The sequence below is a fragment of the Microvirga lotononidis genome (genome assembly GCF_034627025.1).
In the GTDB taxonomy this organism is placed as follows: Bacteria; Pseudomonadota; Alphaproteobacteria; order Rhizobiales; family Beijerinckiaceae; genus Microvirga; species Microvirga lotononidis.
Window position 1 is genome coordinate 24,811 of the sequence record NZ_CP141050.1, and the last position, 16,827, is coordinate 41,637.

A 16,827-nucleotide genomic window follows, 5' to 3' on the forward strand; every position below is an offset into this window, starting at 1 on the left:
TCCGCGGATTGGCCGCGCTGGCGATCGGCGGCCCGGCGCTCGCCCAGGCGCCGCTGCCTGCGGTCGGCGTGATGCCCGTGCTGATCGAGGACGCATCCCCGTCGTCGGAGTTCGTCGGGCGCGTCGAGGCTGTGAACGCCGTCGACATCCGGGCCCGGGTCGAGGGCTTCATCGAGGCACGTCCGTTTGCCGAAGGGCAGGAGGTGCGCGAGTGGCAGGAACTCTTCATCCTCGAGGATGGTGCCTACGAGGCAGCCCTTTCGGCCGCACGCGCGAGCCTCGCCGGGGCGCAGGCGGCCCTTCGGGACGCTGAGGGACGGCTGCAACGCAACCAGGAGCTGCGCCGGACCCAGGCGGTGTCGCAAGCCGCCCTGGAGGAGATCCAGGCCGCCCGCGACACGGCCCAGGCCAACGTGATGGCCGCCGAGGCCAGCGTGCGCCGGGCCGACCTGAACCTCGGCTACACCACCATCAGGGCACCGATCGTGGGGCGGATCGGGGCCGCCGCCTTCGCCGTGGGGAGCTTCGTCGGCCCCGCGTCCGGGGCGCTCGCCCGTGTGGTTCAGGTCGATCCGATCCGGGTAGTCTTTTCCGTCAGCGACCGCGCCATCCTCGACTTCCGGAGCGCGGCAGGCGACGCCAGCAAGGAGGAATTGGCCAAGGGATTCATCCCGACATTGCGGCTCTCCAATGGCCGCGACTACCCGGGTAAGGGCGAGATCGAGTTCGCCGGCAACGAGATCGATCCGACCACCGGAACGCTTCCGGTCCGGGCGCGCTTCCCGAACCCGGACGCCCTACTGGTGCCGGGCCAATTCGTGACCGTCGTGGTCCGTCCGTCCGATCCGCGACGCCGTCCCGTCGTGCCGGTCGGGGCCGTGCAGCTCGACCGTGAGGGCCGCTTCGTCCTGATCCTGGAGGAGGGCGACAAGGTGGCCCTGCGGCGCATCCGGACGGGCCCGCAGATCGGCCAGAACTGGACGGTGGAGGACGGGCTGCAAGGTGGCGAGCGCCTGATCGTGCAGGGTTTCCGGAACGCCCGGCCGGGCGCTCAGGTCAGTGTCATCCCTGCGCAGGGTATCGTGCCTGGCCCAAGCACGGGAGCGGCTGTGCGATGATCTCATCCCTGTTCATCGATCGGCCCCGTTTCGCCATGGTGATTGCCGTCGTGATGCTGCTCGCCGGACTGCTGGCCCTGACGCAGATCCCGGTGGCGCAGTTTCCGCCAATCACGCCACCGGAGGTCCAGGTCACGGCTGCCTACCCGGGCGCCAATGCCGAGGTCGTCATGGACAGCATCGGGGCGCCGATCGAGGATCAGGTCAACGGGGTCGAGGACATGCTATATATGGCGTCCTCGAGCACCAACAACGGCGTCTATTCGCTCACGGTTACCTTCGCGGTCGGCACCGATCCGGCCATCGCCCAGGTGAACGTCCAGAACCGCGTCGCGCTCGCAGCCCCGCGCCTGCCGCCGGCCGTGACGCAGACTGGGGTCTCGGTGCGCAGCCGCTCGACCAGCATGCTGATGGGCATCGCGGTCTACTCGCCCAAGGGGACGCATGATGAGATCTTCATCAGCAACTATGCCTCGATCAACGTACGGGATGCTCTTGCGCGCGTGGCCGGCGTCGGCGAGGCCGCCATCTTCGGCCCGGTCTACAGCATGCGGGTGTGGATGAACCCCGACCGCATGCAGGCGCTCGGCATCACGGCCTCCGACCTGATCGCGGCGATCCAGGCGCAGAACGCCCAGGCCTCGGCCGGCCTGATCGGCTCCGCGCCGGCCCAGCTGGGCCAGCAGCTCCAGATGACGGTGATGGCCCGCGGGCGGCTGGCGAGTCCCGACGAGTTCAGGGCCATCGTGGTGCGCACGAATGCCAACGGCGCGATCGTCCGCCTGCGTGACGTGGCTCGGCTCGAACTCGGGGCGCAGTCCTACGACTCCACCTCGCGGTTCAATGGGCAGCCGAGCGCGACCCTGGTTGTGTACCAATCACCCGACGCCAACGCGCTGGCGGTCTCAAGGGCCGTGCAGGATGAGATCCAGCGCCTTTCGACGCAGTTCCCGGAGGATCTCGCCTACACGGTGGTATTCGATACCACCGCCTTCGTGAGCGAGACGATCCGCGAGATCATCATCACGCTCATGATCACCTTCGTGCTGGTGGTCCTCGTCACGTACCTGTTCCTCCAGGACTGGCGAGCGACCCTGATCCCGACGCTGACGATCCCAGTCTCCCTCGTCGGCGGCTTCGCGGTGCTCTACCTGCTGGGCTACTCCGCCAACACCATCACCCTGTTCGCGATCGTGCTCGCCATCAGCCTCGTGGTCGACGACGCCATCATCGTGGTCGAGAACGTGCAGCGCGTGATGAAGGAGGAGGGCGTTGACGTCGTCGAGGCGACCCGCCGCACGATGCGCCAGGTCACCGGACCGATTGTCGCCACCACCCTGGTGCTCGCAGCCCTGTTCGTGCCGATCGGGTTTCTGGCCGGGATCACGGGCCAGCTCTACCGCCAGTTCGCCGTCACCATCCTGGTTACGATCACCTTCTCCACGATCAATGCCCTCACCTTGAGCCCGGCGCTGTGCGCCCTTCTGCTGCGGCCGCCGGCCGAGAACCGCGGCCGGGTGTTCGCGGCGTTCAACCGCGCGCTCGACACCTCGCGCAACTGGTATCTCGGGTTGCTGGCGCGCCTCGGACGGCAACTCGTGCTCGCCTCGGTGCTGGTGGTCGCGATCTTCGGGGGCATCTACGGCCTGTTCCGCCTGCTGCCGACCGGGTTCATCCCGTCCGAGGATCTCGGCTATCTCTTCGTGAACGTGCAACTGCCGAACGCCGCATCCCTCGAACGCACGGAGGCGGTGCTCGGCGAGGTCACCGGGATCCTACGCGAGACCCCCGGTGTCGCCAACGTCATCGGTATCGCCGGCAGCAGCATGATCGGCGGAGGCGGCTCCGAGGCCGGCATGGTGATCGCCGCCCTCGTGCCGTGGGGCGAGCGCAGTGGTCGGGCCGAGAGCATCGACGGCATCCTGACCCACCTGCGCACACAGTTCGCCGGACTTCCCGCGGCCACCGTCGTTCCGTTCAATCCGCCCGCGATCCCCGGTCTCGGCACCACGGGCGGCTTCGACCTGCGTCTCCAGGCCCGCGCCGGCCAAAGCCAGCAAGAGCTCGCCGAGGCCATGCGGGGCTTGATCTTCGAAGCCAATCAGACGCCGGGCCTGACGGGCGTGTTCAGCACCTTCAGGGCGGACGTGCCCCAGGTCTATCTCGACATCGACCGCAAGCGGGCGGAGCTTCTCGGTGTCTCGCCGGCCGGGATCTTCGCGACGTTGCAGGCGCATCTGGGCTCGGCCTACGTCGACGACTTCAACATCCTCTCGCGCGTCTATCAGGTCCGCATCCAGGACGAGCCGGAATTCCGCGGCCGCGTCGGGGACATCCAGCGCCTGCACGTGCGCAGCCAGCGTGGCGAGCTCGTGCCGCTGCAAACGCTGGTGACGGTGTCGACCTCCTTTGGCCCCAATGCGATCAGCCGCTACAACCTGTTCCCCGCGGCCTCGATCAATGGCCAGGCGGCCCCGGGAACGAGCACCGGGCATGCATTGGCCGCGATGGAGTCGGTGGCGCGGGAGACATTGCCGGCGGGCTTCGGCTTTGAGTGGGCGGGCCTCGCCTTGCAGGAGCGGCAGGCGGGCAATCAGACGGCAATCATCCTCGTGATGGGCATCGTCTTCACCTACCTGTTCCTGGTCGCCCAGTACGAGAGCTGGAGCGTGCCGGTGGCCGTCATGCTGTCGGTGTCGGTGGCGGTCCTCGGCGCGCTCGCGAGCCTGGGGCTCGCCGGGATCGCCATCGACGTCTACGCCCAGATCGGCCTCGTTCTGCTCATCGGCTTGGCGGCCAAGAACGCGATCCTGATCGTCGAGTTCGCCAAGGCGCGGCGGGAGGAGGGCATGGGCATCCGCGAGGCCGCTGCCGAGGGCACCAGCCAGCGCTACCGTCCCGTGCTCATGACGGCCTTCGCGTCGATCCTCGGCGTGATCCCGCTCGTCGTTGCAACGGGCGCCGGGGCGGGCAGCCGCCGCTCCATCGGCATGACCCTGTTCGGCGGATTGCTCATCGGGACCGTGATCGGGCTCGTGCTGATCCCGGCCCTCTACGTGATGGTCCAGACCGTCCGAGAACGCAGCAAAGCCCGGCTGTTCGGCTCCCGCGCCGAAGCATCGGTCCCACGGCCGGAGCTTGTGTCGGGCGAATGATGGACGGCAACCGGCGCGGCCTCGCATTGCCCGTTGCGGCCGAGATCATGGTCGAGGAGGAAGTCATGACGCTCCCGGATACCACCTCAGACGTCACGGAAGGCCCCCCGATGAGACCTCCCAGTTGGGTTCGCCCTATGCTCGGTGCCGTCATGATCCTGGCGGGAGTTACCGTCCTGGCCGACGTCGCGTTTGCCTCCCTCGTCAGTTCGGCCTTCCTCGGGGCGGCTGCCATTGCCGTCGGCACCTTCGAGATCGTCCACGCCGTGTGGACGAGGGGCTGGGGCGTCCTGACGTGGCAGATCCTGCTCGGCCTCCTGTACGTGGCTGTCGGCATGGTTCTCCTCGGCGGGCCCGGTGCAGGTGAGATAGTCGCGGCGCCTGGTGTTGCACGGTCCGTCCGTTCGGGCGAACTGCTGCTCACCTATGGGCTCGGCCTGCTGCTCCTGCTGTCGGGCGTCGTCAGGATCATCCTCGGATGGAGACGCTGGCCGGAGAGCGGCTGGGTGATGCTGGTGTCAGGCGCCTTCGGTATCGTGGCAGGTCTCATCGCCCTGGCCGAGTTCCCGAAGACAGGGCTCTGGGTCTTCGGGCTGCTGCTCGGGATCGATCTCATCGGGCACGGTGGCGCATGGCTCGGTTATGCCTTTCCTCGGAAGGCTGGGGCGGCGTAGTGCCGGACGCGGCGGGGCATGATCCGATGGCCCAAGGGTTCAGGTGCGGGAGAGTGGGCGGGCGCGGACCGCCCGGAGGGAGGATCGACATGCGAGGGACCGGCTTTCGTGAGGATCCAGTACTGAACGCCAGCATCGGTCCTTGCCCATTCTCGCCTACCGCAGCGAGGCCGTGAGCTCGCGCACGAACCGGGCCTGCTTGAATTCAACGAAGGTCAGGGCCATGAACTGCCCGCGTGCTCCAACCTTCGACAGCTCGTTCTTGGCGCCGAGCCGGAACTTGGCCCGGCTCATCGTTGCGCTTCCCCTGTTCCGCCACCGGGTCCAGATGCGCTCGCGTGCCGCCGCGTATTGCGCCATCCGGCCATGGCGTTGCGCCAGGGGGAGGAGGCCGAGGCTCAACCCGTCGAACTCCTTTCGCGTGAGCCGGCCGTCCCTGGCAGTGTCCATCGCGGCGAAGACGTTGGCCACATAGCGGTTGAGCTCGACGGCCTCGATGCGGCCGTTTCCGTTGCGGTCTATGATCCCGAAGACCGCCCACATCGCCTGGTCGATCTCCCCGGCCGGCACGGCGGCCTGAACGTGCAGCGGCGCAAGGCCGATCGCGGCAAGGGTCAGGCTAGAGGAGATCATCCACTTCAAACATGTCATCATCGCTGTCTCCCACGGACGAATGGGTTGTCGCGGTTTGTCCGGAGACGCGGCATCACCTGAAAGCCGTCGCGAGATCCTGAACGAAGGGCGCCTGCTGGAATTCCGCGTAGCTCACGCCGGAGTGTCCGCGGGAGACGCGCAGGAGGTCGCCGCGCAGGTGCTGGCGAAAGGCGGCCCTGGTCACCTCCCTCGGCCGCGGATGGCGCCACCGCTGCCAGATGCGTTCACGGGCATCGGCGTACAGCTTCTGCCGGTCATGACGCTCCGCCAGGGCGCCCAGTCCGAAATCGAACTGTTGGAACTCGGTGTAGGTGAGCCTTAGGTTGCCGTCGGCATCCAACGTGGCGAAGGTTGCGTCGGCGAAGCGCCTCGTTTCGGCTCCATCGATCAGGCCGTCGCCGTTCCTATCTATGCTGTCGAACAGCGCCCGCAGCGCCCGTTCGAAGTCAGAGGCCCGATCCCCCTGCGCCGCAACCGTCTGGGTCGCCATGGCGGCGACCACAATTGCTGTGACGACGATGGCGGCGGCTTTCCTCATCGGACCCTCCCTGGCCTTGCCCTCGGCCGGGACACGGCCGAGGGCTCACGAAATGCCGTTGGCCCCACTGGAAGCCGCCCCGGGCCCTCAAAACGTCGCGCCGACTGCGAGCGCGGCAACTATCAGGACCGTGACGCCGAGCAGGATCCAGCGCAAGGCGAACAGCCGCGGCGGCAAGCGGTTCCGACGGAAGCGCATGGCAGGCTCCTTTACCGTTCACGCCTCGGGGATCCCGCCCAGACGGTCGCTGACGGCGTCAGTGACCGTCTACCGACGGCCCCTGCGGCGAACCCAATGGCCCGACACCCAGACCCAGCGGCCGCGGCGGGCGCTCCAGATCCAGCGGCCCGGCACCCAGACAAAGCCAGGGCGGGGCCTCGGCCGTCGCTCCCGCCGGCGTGGCGGCGGTCGGCCGCGCCTTGGCTGTTCAGGACGACGGTCGGGCCGCGGCTGGGCTTCCGCATCGGTCGTTGCGATCGTGCCGAGCGGGATGGCCACCACCGCGCCGAGCAATCCGGTCAGAAGGGAACGTCGGGACAGCATGGCGATCTCCTTTCCCGGGTGGTTTGCCGTATCAGGTCGGCTGTGCCGCCACGGCGCTCGCGGCCTCGACGCCCTCACTCGGGCTCGGCGGATGAGCCTTCGAGAGCGCCGCCTGGAGCTTGGCTTCCTGCTCCGGCGACAGCGAGGACCGGATCACGTGTCCCTTGAACCCCGACAGCTCGGCGAGAACCTTCTCGGGCTGCGATTTGCGGATCAGCAGGAACAGGGCCGAGGTGTCGGGCTTCAGGGTGTCGCCGATCGACTTGATGAAGTCGTCGTTGATGCCGTAATCCATCATGCCCCCCGACAGGGCGCCCGAGCCGGCCCCGACGGCGCCGCCGATGGCCAAACCCGCGAGCGGGTTGAGGAACAGCAGGCCTATCAGGCTGCCCCACATAGCTCCGCGCAGGCCACCCCCGGCGGCGCCGAGGCTCACTAGGTTGACGCTCTGCTTGATCCGGATCACGCCGCCCGTGTCGCGGATGGCGACGACCGCGTCCTCGAGGTCGATCAGGTATTCCTTCTTCATGCGGATCAGTTCCGTCAGGACCCGGTCCGCGTCCTGCGGGTTGTCGAACCCGACGACCACCAGCTCAGACATGGCTCTCCTCCTCGCACGGCGACCCAAGGCGGGCCGCAACAAGCCGGAAGAGTACCGGATCCGCGCGACGAGGGTATCGGGTCTTACCCCGAACAGAGGCCAGGAACGGCCTGAGTCTGCATGCCAAAAACCAATCCCCGGTAGGTGGCAGCCAGGGCGTCTCAGGAGGGGGCAAGCTTGGGCAACCCGGGCGCCGATTTGAGCCTCCCGGGAGGCCCGCCGCCGGAGGACCAGCACCTCGCCCAGGGCGGCTCGGTATTCTTTCCGCGCTTTCTCGGTATTCGACCTGAGCAACGGCACCCAGAGCGGCCGCGTTAGTTCCGGGAGCAACCGGAAACAGAGAGACTGCCATGCGCGGTCTGATCGTCCTGCTCGCGTCCGCCCTCCTGCTCGTCACCCTCATGGCCGGGGAAGCGTTTGCCCAGCAGTGGCCGGCTTCCCCAGGCATCCACGGCGGCAGCTTCAGGCCGGCGGTTCGCTCCGGCTGGCAGTTCCGCCCGGTTCGTACGCGTCCCGTCCGCTGGGAGAGGGACCGCCGTTGGGCGGGGCCGGTATGGCGGGGCATTGGGTCTATTCCTGCTGGTGGGATGGCCGGCGGTGGAGACATGCACGCGACTATTCCCGGAACTGCGGACGGGTCCGCCTATTGGGGCCGGCCCATCTACTATCGACGCCCCAACCCGTGGGGCTGGGGGCTGGCCGGGCTAGCGACGGGTGTTGCCATCGGTGCGGCGGCTGCGCAGCCGCCGCACCCGTCTTCGCGACTCCGATCCGATCGACGACCAGTGGATCCTGTGCGACCCCGGTGCAGACATGCGTCCTGATCAACTCCGCTCCCATCGGCACGGGATGCTCCCGCCCCCGGGAGCGCGGCAGGGCAAGATCGGTTTTCGGCTCATTGAGGGAATGCATCATGATCACACAGGCATCCGGGAATTCCATCCTCCTGTTCAAGAAGGTCGCGGGACTCATCCTCATCATCTGCGGTGTTGTGCTGGCCGCACTGTCCTTCGAGGACGGCTCGATGGGGCGGGCGATGCTCGGGGTTCTCATTGCTGCGGCCGGCATCATGCTGATGGTGCTGAAGATCGCACGGCGCAATGCGAGCGGCCCGCTCTGACCGGGGACGATTGATCGGTACAGTGCAATCATGCCGCCACGTCCTGGGACAAGAACTTGCTGCGACGGTGCACCACGTGCTTCGGAGCAACTGAGCGCATCCGCTGCACCTACGCGGAAAGGGCCGGGCACGATGCCCGGCGGGCAAGCAGGTGGGGGAGGGGCATGGGAATCCTGCGGTCGTCACGTCGCAACTCCTTGGGACAGCCGTCCGGCGGGTGCCGGACCGGTTGGCCCGGGACCGGCCCGGCGCTGCATTCCAGGTTCGGGTAGGATTCGCCCGGCCCGAAATCAGGGTTATGCCCGATTGCGCCGAGCCCACCGATACGTAAGTTTCGATACGCAGCCCGTTCCCGCTCCCGATGATACCTCCTACGAGGCTGCCACCTGAGCCGTTTCGCGACGGCTTCTCTTTTCCCGATGGCAGATTGCCGGGAATGCGGGGCACGGCGGCTGACGCGACTTGATGAGGACGCGACATGGCACGCAACCCACGCGAGCCGACGGCCGAGGAGCGGCGCGAGGAACTGGATCGGGATCTGGACGAGGAACTCGAGGACACGTTCCCGGCCAGCGACCCGCTGAAGGTCACCCGGGGTCCGCCGAAGAGCCGGATCACTGGTGATGTCAGGCATGAGCCTGGGCACCGGCGCCCCGGGGAATTCCGCAAGAGGCTTCGCGACCACCAATGAGCGACCGAGAATCAGAGGGTACTTCAACATCTGTTCCTGTCTTTCCCGGTCCTTCGCCTGCGCATCAGCCATCGGCGCCGCGGCATTGGTTCCCCAGAGCCCGATGGATGAGGGGAAAGTCCCCGGCGGCCGTTCCATGAAGGACGGGCGGATTGGTCCGGGGAGCGTCGAAGGGGTGTCCGGGACGTCCGGCGTGACCCGTCTCGACGCCTTGCGACCCCTCCTGCCAGCCGAGGAGGAGGTCCTGTCCCGGCTCCTCAGCGGCAGCCTCGATCGCCTCGGCGACGGCACGCCGCCGACCTCGGACGATGCGGCACGGGCCATTCGGGCGCCGTTCCTGCGCTTCCTCATCCTCGGAGGCGACGAGGGGCACCGGCCGCACGAGAAGGGCGTCAGGCTCAGCGGCGCATGGATCCAGGGCATTCTCGACCTCGAGGCATGCCGGGTGCCTCGCGACATTGGGCTGAAGGACTGCCGCTTCGACGCCGTACCGGTGTTCACGTCTGCCGTCATCGACCGTGCGTTTCTCGACGGTTCGTCACTGCCTGGCCTTCAGGCGGAGCGGCTCGACGTACGCGGTGGGCTGTACCTGCGCGGAGTCCGCGTCGACGGCGAGATCCGCCTGACCGACGCAGGGCTGGGCGGCAATCTCGTGTGCGATGGCGCCGTCATCAAGTCGCTCGGGAGCTTTGCCCTCAATGCCGAGGGCATTGAGGTGCGCAATGTCCTTGCCCGCGGCACGGATGTTCGTGGCGGCATCAATTTGCGGGGCGCGCGGCTCGTGGCCGACTTCGATGGTACCGGGGCCAAAGTCTTCCAACCGGACGACGTTGCCATCGCGGCCGAGGCGATCGACGTCGGCGGCAGCGTTCTGCTGCGCTCCGCCACTGTGGATGGCGAGGTGCGCTTGCTGGGAGCCAGCATCGCGGGGGACTTGAACTGTACGTCCATGGGGATCGCCAACCCCAGCGATGATGCCTTGCAACTCAGCCGTGCCGAAATCGGGGGCATTCTTCCTGCGGCAGGACGCCAGGATCGACGGAGCGCTTGACCTGACGGGTGCGTCCGTCGGGACGATGCATGACGAGGCGCTGTGCTGGCCCCGGAAGGGCGACCTCCGGTTGAACCGGTGCCGCTATGGGGCCTTCATCGGCGCGCCGGTGGACGCCGAAAGCCGTCTCGACTGGCTGTCGCGGCAGGTGCCGGAACGCTGGGGCGAGGACTTCTGGCCGCAACCCTACGAGCAACTCGCGTCGGTCCTGCGCGAGATGGGGCATGACGAGGATGCCAATGCGGTCCTGATCGAGAAGGAGCGGCAACAGCGGCATGCGCGCCGCAAGCGTGCGCGCAATCGCCTCTGGCGTGCGGCCCTCGCGGCCAAGGACGGCCTTCTCGCGATCACGGTCGTCTATGGACGCCAGCCCCTGCTCGCATTGGCCTGGCTTGCGGTCTTCTGGGCCCTCGGCGTCGGTGTTTTCGGCTATGCCGAGCGGCAGGGTGCCTTCAAGCCGAACAGCCCGGTCGTCCTGCGCTCGCGCGAGTGGACGCTGTGCGGAGTGGGTCGATCCGATCAGCGCCTCCTCGCCGCGCGCCAGGAGGTCGCGAGCGGACTCGCCGATCAGGGCGAGACCCAGCTTGCGTGCTTCCGGCGCCAATGGGAGGCGTCGAGCTATCCTCGGTTCAACGCTTGGATCTACTCGCTCGACGTGCTGCTGCCCGTGCTCGAGATGGACCAGAAGACGTACTGGCGGCCGGATCCGCTGAAGCCTTCAGGGGAGGCTGCACTGCATTACCATCACTTCCAGTCCCTCGTGGGATGGGTGTTGAGCCTGCTGGCCCTTGCGGGGTTCTCCGGGCTCGTTAAACCGCGCTGATCTGCCGGGTTCCGCTGCCGTCAGTGAGGGCGATGACCCGGATCTAGCTGCCGCATCAGCTCCCGCTCGGTGGCCAGCGCCACCCGCAGGCCGGCACAGCGTTCCCTGGCCGCGGCCAGCCGCGCCGCGGCCTCTTCGTACCGGGCCAATGCAGCCTCCTCCTCGCGGAAGAGATCCTCGATCGGACGGAACGAGCCCTCGCGGAAGGCATCGTCGAGCACCCGGTCGAGCCTCTCGCGCACGCCCGTCAGGATCTCCCGGGCTTGCGTGCAGCGGCACCGGGCCCTGTCGAGATCCGCCGCCGCCTCGGCCACCAGGCCCAGGGTGACAAGGGTCTTGGAGTTCCCGTCGACATCGGGCCATCGCATGTCCATCCTCCCCTTCGGACGGTACGCTCGCGCCATTCTCCCGCATCGCAACCGCACGGACTATCGGGTGATGCCCTGACTGTGTGTCCGGGTATCCCCGACGCGCCGCGAAAAAAGGCCATGGGGCGCATCCTCGCGATGTGGGTTGTCCGGCGGTCCCGTTGATGCGGGCGGCCCGGACGGGCTGCAACCCAGCCGAAACCACGAGCCGCGATGGCCTTCAGACAGAAAGAATGTCTCCAGCAGAAGGCGTCTCAATCATCCTTCCCGAGCCGGTCGCGGGCGTGGCGCCCGTGCCCGGCGGCACGAAACGGGAAGGCTGCCTTCACGCATGGCGTCCGATTGGCTGCGTCAGTCCAACACCACGTTCCCGGGCTGGCCTGCCGCAGAGGACTCGATATCGGAGATGGTCGTGTCGATGATCCGCCGCACGGCCTCGTTCGTGTTGTAGGCATTGTGAGGCGTCACGAGCACGTTCGGAAACCGGAGGAGCACTTGACTGGCCACGAGGGCACGCAAGTCATGCTGGCCTTCCGTGCCCTCGGCGAAGAGGCGGGCCTCGTCCCCGACCAGGGTCTCGTCCGGCAGCACGTCGAGGCCGGCTCCTGCGAGCTTCCCCTCGACAAGGGCGGACGAGGGCCGGAGCGTCGACGATCTCGCCGCGGGCGGTGTTGATTAGGACGGTACCTTTCCTCATCAGACCGAACTCCCGGTCCGAGAGGAGGCCGGTCGTCTACGGGGTTGCGGGCACGTGCAGTGTCACCACGTCCGCCTGCCGCAGGACCGCATCGAACGCCTCGTACCGGAATCCGAGCGCCTGCGCGGCCCCGGGATCGCACAGCGACCGATGCGGCCCGTCCCGATCACCCCGAGGGTCTTGCCCGAGAGTTCGAAGCCCCGCAGCCCGGCCTGCGAGAAGTCTCCGCGTCGGGTGCGGTCGACGGCAGCGGGCAGGTGGCGACCGATGGACAGCAGAAGGGCGAAGGCATGCTCGGCCACCGTCACGTCGCCGTAGCCCGGTACGTTGCAGACGACGATCCCGTTCCTGCGGCAGAATTCCCGATCGACAGGATCGAAGCCGGTAGAGCGTGTGGCCACCATCCTCAGCCTTGGAAACCGCCAGAGCATGTCGGCGCCGAGGTCCAATCCAGTGCGGGTCGAGACGATCTCCGCATCGGCCTGCGCGAACGTACGCGCACTCAGGGGATCGGGAACGGCCGTCACGTCGTAGTCCGGTCCCAGGTCCGCATAGGCTTGGCGCTCCCACTCCGCTTCCTCGAAGATCGCCACCTTCATCGCCGCTCTCCACCGAAATCATTCAGGTCAGCCGCCGGCCGGGTTCGGGGACCGGGCACACACGCACTCCAGCCGAGGAAGGCGAGACAGACCAGGAGGCCCCCAGTGGAACGGCCAGGATGGTTCATCACCGTGAGCGGCAGCCGACAGCGCCCGTCCGCGCACAGAGGTCAATGCACGTGTCACGGCGGGCTGGCGTCGATGGCACCGGGGACAGTTGATGAAGATGATTCGACACTGCTCCGTGGAAGGAAGAACAGCCATGTCACGAGCACGAAGGGGGCGGTCAGTGCCGGGATGGCCAATGGCATCAAGGCAACGTTCAGGGCCGATTGTGCGATCACCGTGAACACGGTTCCTACCGCAGCATACATGGCGGCGCGACCACTTGGCCGATAGAGGACCGTTCCGAGCGCAATCGCCGTCAGGACCGGGCTGAAGCCGAGAAGGCCCCCGGTGATCAAGCTGCTCTCGGCGCCCAGGAGATGGGCAGTCAGGACCGCCAAGATTGCGCCCCCGAGGGCGAACACAGCCGAGGCGAGGGAATTCACCGCGAGGCCGATGAGGAAAATCAAGGCCGCAAGGCCGCTCGCCTTCAGGAAGACCTGCGAAATGCTCAGGAGGGTTCCTCCGACAAGATCTATCACCTGGAGCGGGCTTGCCTCGTAGGCCTGGAAGGGAACGACAACACTGCCGGTCGGGAGCGCCGTGCCCATCAGCCCAGAAAAGCCGTAGGACGCCAGCAGAAGCAGCCATGTGACGACAACGAACGGAAAGGTCAGGGCGGAGGCACCCCAGGGCTTTAATGCGTTGGCGATCCCGCACGTGGCGACGACCGAGACCGCCGCTCCCAGCACCACGTAGCCCCAGAGTAACGTTCCGGGCGCGAGAAACGTCGCCAAGGCGAGCCCGACGAGCACTCCGTTATAGCCGTAAAGGCCCGCTGCTATGGACGCTGGGTCGAGCCGAAGCCAATAAGCCGTCAAGGTCGCGATGATGACGGCGACCACACCCGCGATCGCCACGTGCGGCACGCCAGCCGCGTATGAGCCCCAGGCAATGGCGATGAGGAAGAGAAGGCCAGTCAGCGGGTTGTCCTGGAACATCACCTGCCCGATGCCACGCAGGTTGGCGTCCACGAACCGCAAGACAGCCGACGACGTGCACAGGATGTCCCATTTTGCAAGAAGCCCCTGCATCGTCACCTCCACGATACGGCTATGTCCTCCAACGACGCATTGCCACAAGGCCGACTGTCCTGTCATCGCCATAGGAACGGCGGCGGGAGGTCCGCACCGGTGACTTCCTTGCGCACGACTCCCCAGAACTCCCGCACCTTGGCCTTCACCCGGGCCGTATCGTGGCCCAGCACCTTGTAGACTAGGCCTGCGTCATTCGGCAGCCGGCAAGCCCCGAAAGCCACGCCGTCAGCCATTTGAACGTCAGCCTCCGCCCGCTCAAGGATGCGCTCCGCCTTGTCCTTGGGCGTGCAAAGGATCACGTTGCCAAACACATCAAAGGCATTCATCACACCCGTCTGCCGCATCGCAAAGCACTCGGGCTCGATCACGAGTTTTTCCGTGAACAACGTGCGGCCATCCGGGCGCACCGCCGCAACCGACAGCGAGATCACGGTTGCGCCAAAACATTCGTCAGGATGATGATGCTTCCGGCCGGGCTGGAGGATCTCCGACAGGAGCAACGTGGCCGACGGTGCAACGCAGACCTGTGTGTTGCTGACAAAGCGTGCACGCCGATGAGGGATGATGGGCTCGGGAACAAACTCGAGGTAGGCGTCCTCAGCCAGCGTAACAGTCTGAGTTTGGACCGCGTAGTTGGCATCCATCCCATGGATCTTGGTGGCCGATTGTGACGTAACCTGCGCCTGCGCCCCATGACCGAGTTGGAGGTCGAGGGCCATCCGGTCTCCCTGGAGAATGCAACCCGTGGTCGTGATGAGAAACACGGTGGCCAGACCGGGTATTTCCTGGTCGCAATACAGCGCACGCTGGGCCAGGTACGGGACACGGCGCTCGAGGGTCGCCAGGATGGTCCGGCTGCCGCGGGTCTCGAACCCAAGCCGCAGGTAGCCCGTCTTGCCAACGGTGCCGCTCTTCATCTGAGCCGGCTCGTCCTGGAACGCGGCCAGTTCCGGAACGGACGCGCCTAGGGCTTCGGCCGCCGCCCACGGCGGCGAGCCCGCCTGTATCATGCCGATGCCCTCTCGGCCACATTGATGTCGAACAGGAACTCCCGTTCGATCATCTCGACCAGTTCCGGGATGCCCTCCTCGGTCTTGCAGTTGGTGAACAGGAAAGGCTTTCCACCCCGCATCAGGGTCGAGTCGTCCCGCATCACATCGAGGCTTGCCCCGACGTAGGGGGCGAGATCGGTCTTGTTGATGACCAGGATGTCGGAATGCGTGATGCCGGGCCCGTTCTTCCGCGGGATCTTATCCCCCGCCGCAACGTCGATGACGTAGATGAAGTAGTCGACGAGCGCCGGCGAGAAGGTGAGGGTCAGGTTGTCGCCCCCGCTTTCGATCAACATCACGTCGCTGTCCGGAAAGCGCTCCTCCATGTCCTCGACCGCCGCGAGGTTCATGCTCGGGTCCTCGCGGACGGCCGTGTGGGGACACGCGCCGGTCTCCACTCCGAGGATGTGTTCCTGCAACAGGACTCCCTTGAGGGAGCGCTGCACGTGCTTGGCATCCTCGGTCGTGACCACGTCGTTCGTGATGATGAGGACCTTGATGCCGCGCTCGAGCAACCGTGGGGTAATCGCCTCAACGATCGCGGTCTTCCCGGAGCCGACGGGGCCGCCGATGCCGATGCGCGTGGTTTTCTTGGTCATTCGCCTCTCCCATCAATTCATGAACAGGCGCACGTGTGCCTTGATGTGGACCGCGGCCAGGATCTCCATGAGGGGCGCGTAGCCGGACATGTCCGTCAGGCGCGCCTTGGCCGCTCGCTCGTGGGCCGCCTCGATGTGCTCGCTCAGTTCATAGAGGATCCTCTGCGTCTCGAGATGGCTCACCTTCATCAGCCGCAGCGCCGCGCCGAGAATGGGTGCCGCGATCCCGTAGTGGTGCACTGCGAAGGCGTGAAGCTCGGACAGGTCCTGGACAGCAAAGTTGATCGCCAGCGCGACCGGGTAACATCCGTGTCCCTGTCCCTTCCGGATACGGTCATGCCACACGTGGAGCAGCGGAGCGCCCAGGACATGCACGCCCATTTCGGTGAACTTCCTGCCCATGCGCACCGACATGGTCCGCGCCTCGTCTGAGAGCTTGCGGGCGTAGACCGCCTCATCGATGCGAATGAGCTCGGTGACGTCGCCTGCCATTGCCGCTCGATGGGCGGCGATCAAGGCGATCCCGTCGCCGCGAGCCGCCTGTTGAACCGCCGTTAGGGTGAACGCGAGCAGGGTCGATGCATCGGTGACTACGCCTTTCTGGACCGCCGATTCCAGCCCGGACGAGAAGGCGAATCCGCCGATCGGGAACATCGAGTCGCCGAATTGCAGCATGTGTGCGAGCGCCGACACCTGGACCGTCGTGGCAGCATCAGCCATGGCGATGCTCTCGGTGGGAATGTGCCGACCCTCCGTGTTCATGGACATGCCCTCCGTGTTCATGAACATGCGAATGCACCGGGCCCTCGGCCCCGCCGAAGAGCCGGCGCGACTCGTGGGGGGTGAGATACGAGATGACCTCCGTGCCGGGCGCGAATTCGTACTGGACGTGCTCGAAGGCGTGCGTTCGCATGACCGAATCCATCACCTTGCGGTCAATCGTCAGCGGCACGTAGACGACATGACCCTTGACCAGGGCCGGCCAATGCTGGTTGCCCATGGCGTGACCGAGCTCGATGCAGGTCCGCATCGCCACCTCGGGGGCAGCGTGCATAAGGTCATCCAGATGCACGATCATGACGTCGCGCAGCTCGATCCTGGCAATGACGGCTAGAGGAACCTGCGGATCCCACAGCATCACGTCGCCGTCGCGGATATGGGTGTCCCGGCTGAGGGAGACAGCCAGCACCGAACCCTTCCTGCTGGCCTTTCGGAAGCGGCTCTTCTGCGCCTCCCATTGATCGAGATGCAGCACGTCGATCTCGGCATCCTTCAGACGGGCAGCCCATTCCGGATCGCCGATATTGCCCAAAACCGTTTCGATGATGACCATGCGACGATC

The 16,827-nt window shown here is 66.6% G+C and carries 20 protein-coding genes; 7 read left to right on the plus strand and 13 right to left on the minus strand.

The genetic code is table 11. From position 1 onward, the window contains the following. Positions 1–8 precede the first annotated feature (8 nt). From U0023_RS29660 to U0023_RS29670, 3 genes are read left to right on the plus strand one after another with little or no spacing between them, the layout of a single operon-like run. On the plus strand, positions 9–1,118 hold the full coding sequence (locus U0023_RS29660; RefSeq protein WP_009489693.1) for an efflux RND transporter periplasmic adaptor subunit: 1,110 nt from the start codon (positions 9–11) through the stop codon (positions 1,116–1,118). Next, complete coding sequence (locus U0023_RS29665) at positions 1,115–4,273, plus strand: efflux RND transporter permease subunit (protein ID WP_009489692.1); 3,159 nt, start codon at positions 1,115–1,117, stop codon at positions 4,271–4,273. The genes U0023_RS29660 and U0023_RS29665 overlap by 4 nt, the downstream gene beginning before the upstream one ends. After that, entirely contained in the window at positions 4,270–4,947 is a 678-nt protein-coding gene (locus U0023_RS29670) for an HdeD family acid-resistance protein (protein ID WP_009489691.1), read from the plus strand. Before U0023_RS29665 ends, U0023_RS29670 begins: the two co-directional genes overlap by 4 nt. 156 nt (positions 4,948–5,103) lie before the next feature. Here U0023_RS29670 and U0023_RS29675 read toward each other — a convergent pair whose 3' ends face one another. From U0023_RS29675 to U0023_RS29690, 4 genes are all read right to left on the minus strand, one after another. After that, positions 5,104–5,601 (minus strand): EF-hand domain-containing protein, encoded by a 498-nt coding sequence (locus tag U0023_RS29675; RefSeq protein ID WP_009489690.1) that lies wholly within the window; start codon positions 5,599–5,601, stop codon positions 5,104–5,106. A 52-nt stretch (positions 5,602–5,653) separates the two neighbouring features. After that, a complete protein-coding gene (locus tag U0023_RS29680; RefSeq protein ID WP_009489689.1) occupies positions 5,654–6,139 on the minus strand; it encodes an EF-hand domain-containing protein in 486 nt (161 codons plus the stop codon). A 267-nt stretch (positions 6,140–6,406) separates the two neighbouring features. Continuing rightward, positions 6,407–6,682 carry a YXWGXW repeat-containing protein gene (locus tag U0023_RS29685; RefSeq protein ID WP_009489687.1) on the minus strand — a complete coding sequence of 92 codons (276 nt, stop codon included), beginning with the start codon at positions 6,680–6,682 and terminating at the stop codon, positions 6,407–6,409. Positions 6,683–6,713: 31 nt separating this feature from the next. Beyond that, the gene (locus tag U0023_RS29690; RefSeq protein WP_009489686.1) at positions 6,714–7,283 is read right to left on the minus strand and encodes a DUF1269 domain-containing protein; all 570 of its coding nucleotides are present in this window, start codon (positions 7,281–7,283) and stop codon (positions 6,714–6,716) included. Positions 7,284–8,196: 913 nt separating this feature from the next. Between U0023_RS29690 and U0023_RS29695 the strand changes: the two genes are divergently transcribed. From U0023_RS29695 to U0023_RS29710, 4 genes are all read left to right on the plus strand, one after another. Then, positions 8,197–8,403, plus strand: coding sequence for a hypothetical protein (locus U0023_RS29695; RefSeq protein ID WP_009489684.1), 207 nt, complete (start codon positions 8,197–8,199; stop codon positions 8,401–8,403). Between the two features lie 478 nt (positions 8,404–8,881). After that, positions 8,882–9,094 carry a hypothetical protein gene (locus U0023_RS29700; RefSeq protein ID WP_009489683.1) on the plus strand — a complete coding sequence of 71 codons (213 nt, stop codon included), beginning with the start codon at positions 8,882–8,884 and terminating at the stop codon, positions 9,092–9,094. A 103-nt stretch (positions 9,095–9,197) separates the two neighbouring features. Then, entirely contained in the window at positions 9,198–10,145 is a 948-nt protein-coding gene (locus U0023_RS29705) for a hypothetical protein (RefSeq protein ID WP_322883895.1), read from the plus strand. Next, positions 10,087–10,968 (plus strand): hypothetical protein, encoded by an 882-nt coding sequence (locus U0023_RS29710; RefSeq protein ID WP_009489681.1) that lies wholly within the window; start codon positions 10,087–10,089, stop codon positions 10,966–10,968. Before U0023_RS29705 ends, U0023_RS29710 begins: the two co-directional genes overlap by 59 nt. 20 nt (positions 10,969–10,988) lie before the next feature. Here U0023_RS29710 and U0023_RS29715 read toward each other — a convergent pair whose 3' ends face one another. The 9 genes from U0023_RS29715 to ureE all read right to left on the minus strand — a co-directional run bounded on the left by U0023_RS29715 (position 10,989) and on the right by ureE (position 16,818). After that, positions 10,989–11,336, minus strand: a complete 348-nt coding sequence (locus U0023_RS29715; protein WP_009489680.1) for a hypothetical protein — start codon at positions 11,334–11,336, stop codon at positions 10,989–10,991. A 351-nt stretch (positions 11,337–11,687) separates the two neighbouring features. Beyond that, positions 11,688–11,927, minus strand: coding sequence for a Rossmann-fold NAD(P)-binding domain-containing protein (locus U0023_RS29720; RefSeq protein ID WP_009489679.1), 240 nt, complete (start codon positions 11,925–11,927; stop codon positions 11,688–11,690). Continuing rightward, positions 11,857–12,033, minus strand: a complete 177-nt coding sequence (locus U0023_RS35780) for a hypothetical protein (protein ID WP_407667454.1) — start codon at positions 12,031–12,033, stop codon at positions 11,857–11,859. The genes U0023_RS29720 and U0023_RS35780 overlap by 71 nt, the downstream gene beginning before the upstream one ends. Before the next feature lie 62 nt (positions 12,034–12,095). Further along, positions 12,096–12,632, minus strand: a complete 537-nt coding sequence (locus tag U0023_RS29725; RefSeq protein WP_009489678.1) for an NAD(P)-dependent oxidoreductase — start codon at positions 12,630–12,632, stop codon at positions 12,096–12,098. Between the two features lie 182 nt (positions 12,633–12,814). After that, on the minus strand, positions 12,815–13,831 hold the full coding sequence (gene yut / locus U0023_RS29730) for an urea transporter (protein ID WP_009489677.1): 1,017 nt from the start codon (positions 13,829–13,831) through the stop codon (positions 12,815–12,817). Positions 13,832–13,893: 62 nt separating this feature from the next. Beyond that, a complete protein-coding gene (locus tag U0023_RS29735; RefSeq protein WP_009489676.1) occupies positions 13,894–14,844 on the minus strand; it encodes an urease accessory protein UreD in 951 nt (316 codons plus the stop codon). Further along, positions 14,841–15,485, minus strand: a complete 645-nt coding sequence (ureG, locus tag U0023_RS29740; RefSeq protein ID WP_009489675.1) for an urease accessory protein UreG — start codon at positions 15,483–15,485, stop codon at positions 14,841–14,843. The genes U0023_RS29735 and ureG overlap by 4 nt, the downstream gene beginning before the upstream one ends. Before the next feature lie 12 nt (positions 15,486–15,497). Then, a complete protein-coding gene (locus U0023_RS29745; protein WP_009489674.1) occupies positions 15,498–16,247 on the minus strand; it encodes an urease accessory protein UreF in 750 nt (249 codons plus the stop codon). Beyond that, positions 16,198–16,818 carry an urease accessory protein UreE gene (gene ureE, locus U0023_RS29750; RefSeq protein WP_009489673.1) on the minus strand — a complete coding sequence of 207 codons (621 nt, stop codon included), beginning with the start codon at positions 16,816–16,818 and terminating at the stop codon, positions 16,198–16,200. Before ureE ends, U0023_RS29745 begins: the two co-directional genes overlap by 50 nt. Between the last annotated feature and the right edge of the window lie 9 nt (positions 16,819–16,827).

Excerpts from the sequence above, each read along its gene's own strand:
- ureG (WP_009489675.1), bottom strand. The coding sequence starts at position 15,485 with ATGACCAAGAAAACCACGCGCATCGGCATCGGCGGCCCCGTCGGCTCC.
- U0023_RS29675 (WP_009489690.1), bottom strand. The coding sequence starts at position 5,601 with ATGATGACATGTTTGAAGTGGATGATCTCCTCTAGCCTGACCCTTGCC.
- U0023_RS29670 (WP_009489691.1), top strand. The coding sequence starts at position 4,270 with ATGATGGACGGCAACCGGCGCGGCCTCGCATTGCCCGTTGCGGCCGAG.
- U0023_RS35780 (WP_407667454.1), bottom strand. The coding sequence starts at position 12,033 with ATGAGGAAAGGTACCGTCCTAATCAACACCGCCCGCGGCGAGATCGTC.
- U0023_RS29665 (WP_009489692.1), top strand. The coding sequence starts at position 1,115 with ATGATCTCATCCCTGTTCATCGATCGGCCCCGTTTCGCCATGGTGATT.
- U0023_RS29715 (WP_009489680.1), bottom strand. The coding sequence starts at position 11,336 with ATGCGATGGCCCGATGTCGACGGGAACTCCAAGACCCTTGTCACCCTG.
- U0023_RS29690 (WP_009489686.1), bottom strand. The coding sequence starts at position 7,283 with ATGTCTGAGCTGGTGGTCGTCGGGTTCGACAACCCGCAGGACGCGGAC.
- U0023_RS29680 (WP_009489689.1), bottom strand. The coding sequence starts at position 6,139 with ATGAGGAAAGCCGCCGCCATCGTCGTCACAGCAATTGTGGTCGCCGCC.
- U0023_RS29695 (WP_009489684.1), top strand. The coding sequence starts at position 8,197 with ATGATCACACAGGCATCCGGGAATTCCATCCTCCTGTTCAAGAAGGTC.
- U0023_RS29705 (WP_322883895.1), top strand. The coding sequence starts at position 9,198 with ATGGATGAGGGGAAAGTCCCCGGCGGCCGTTCCATGAAGGACGGGCGG.
- yut (WP_009489677.1), bottom strand. The coding sequence starts at position 13,831 with ATGCAGGGGCTTCTTGCAAAATGGGACATCCTGTGCACGTCGTCGGCT.
- U0023_RS29725 (WP_009489678.1), bottom strand. The coding sequence starts at position 12,632 with ATGAAGGTGGCGATCTTCGAGGAAGCGGAGTGGGAGCGCCAAGCCTAT.
- U0023_RS29745 (WP_009489674.1), bottom strand. The coding sequence starts at position 16,247 with ATGAACACGGAGGGTCGGCACATTCCCACCGAGAGCATCGCCATGGCT.
- U0023_RS29700 (WP_009489683.1), top strand. The coding sequence starts at position 8,882 with ATGGCACGCAACCCACGCGAGCCGACGGCCGAGGAGCGGCGCGAGGAA.
- U0023_RS29735 (WP_009489676.1), bottom strand. The coding sequence starts at position 14,844 with ATGATACAGGCGGGCTCGCCGCCGTGGGCGGCGGCCGAAGCCCTAGGC.
- U0023_RS29685 (WP_009489687.1), bottom strand. The coding sequence starts at position 6,682 with ATGCTGTCCCGACGTTCCCTTCTGACCGGATTGCTCGGCGCGGTGGTG.
- ureE (WP_009489673.1), bottom strand. The coding sequence starts at position 16,818 with ATGGTCATCATCGAAACGGTTTTGGGCAATATCGGCGATCCGGAATGG.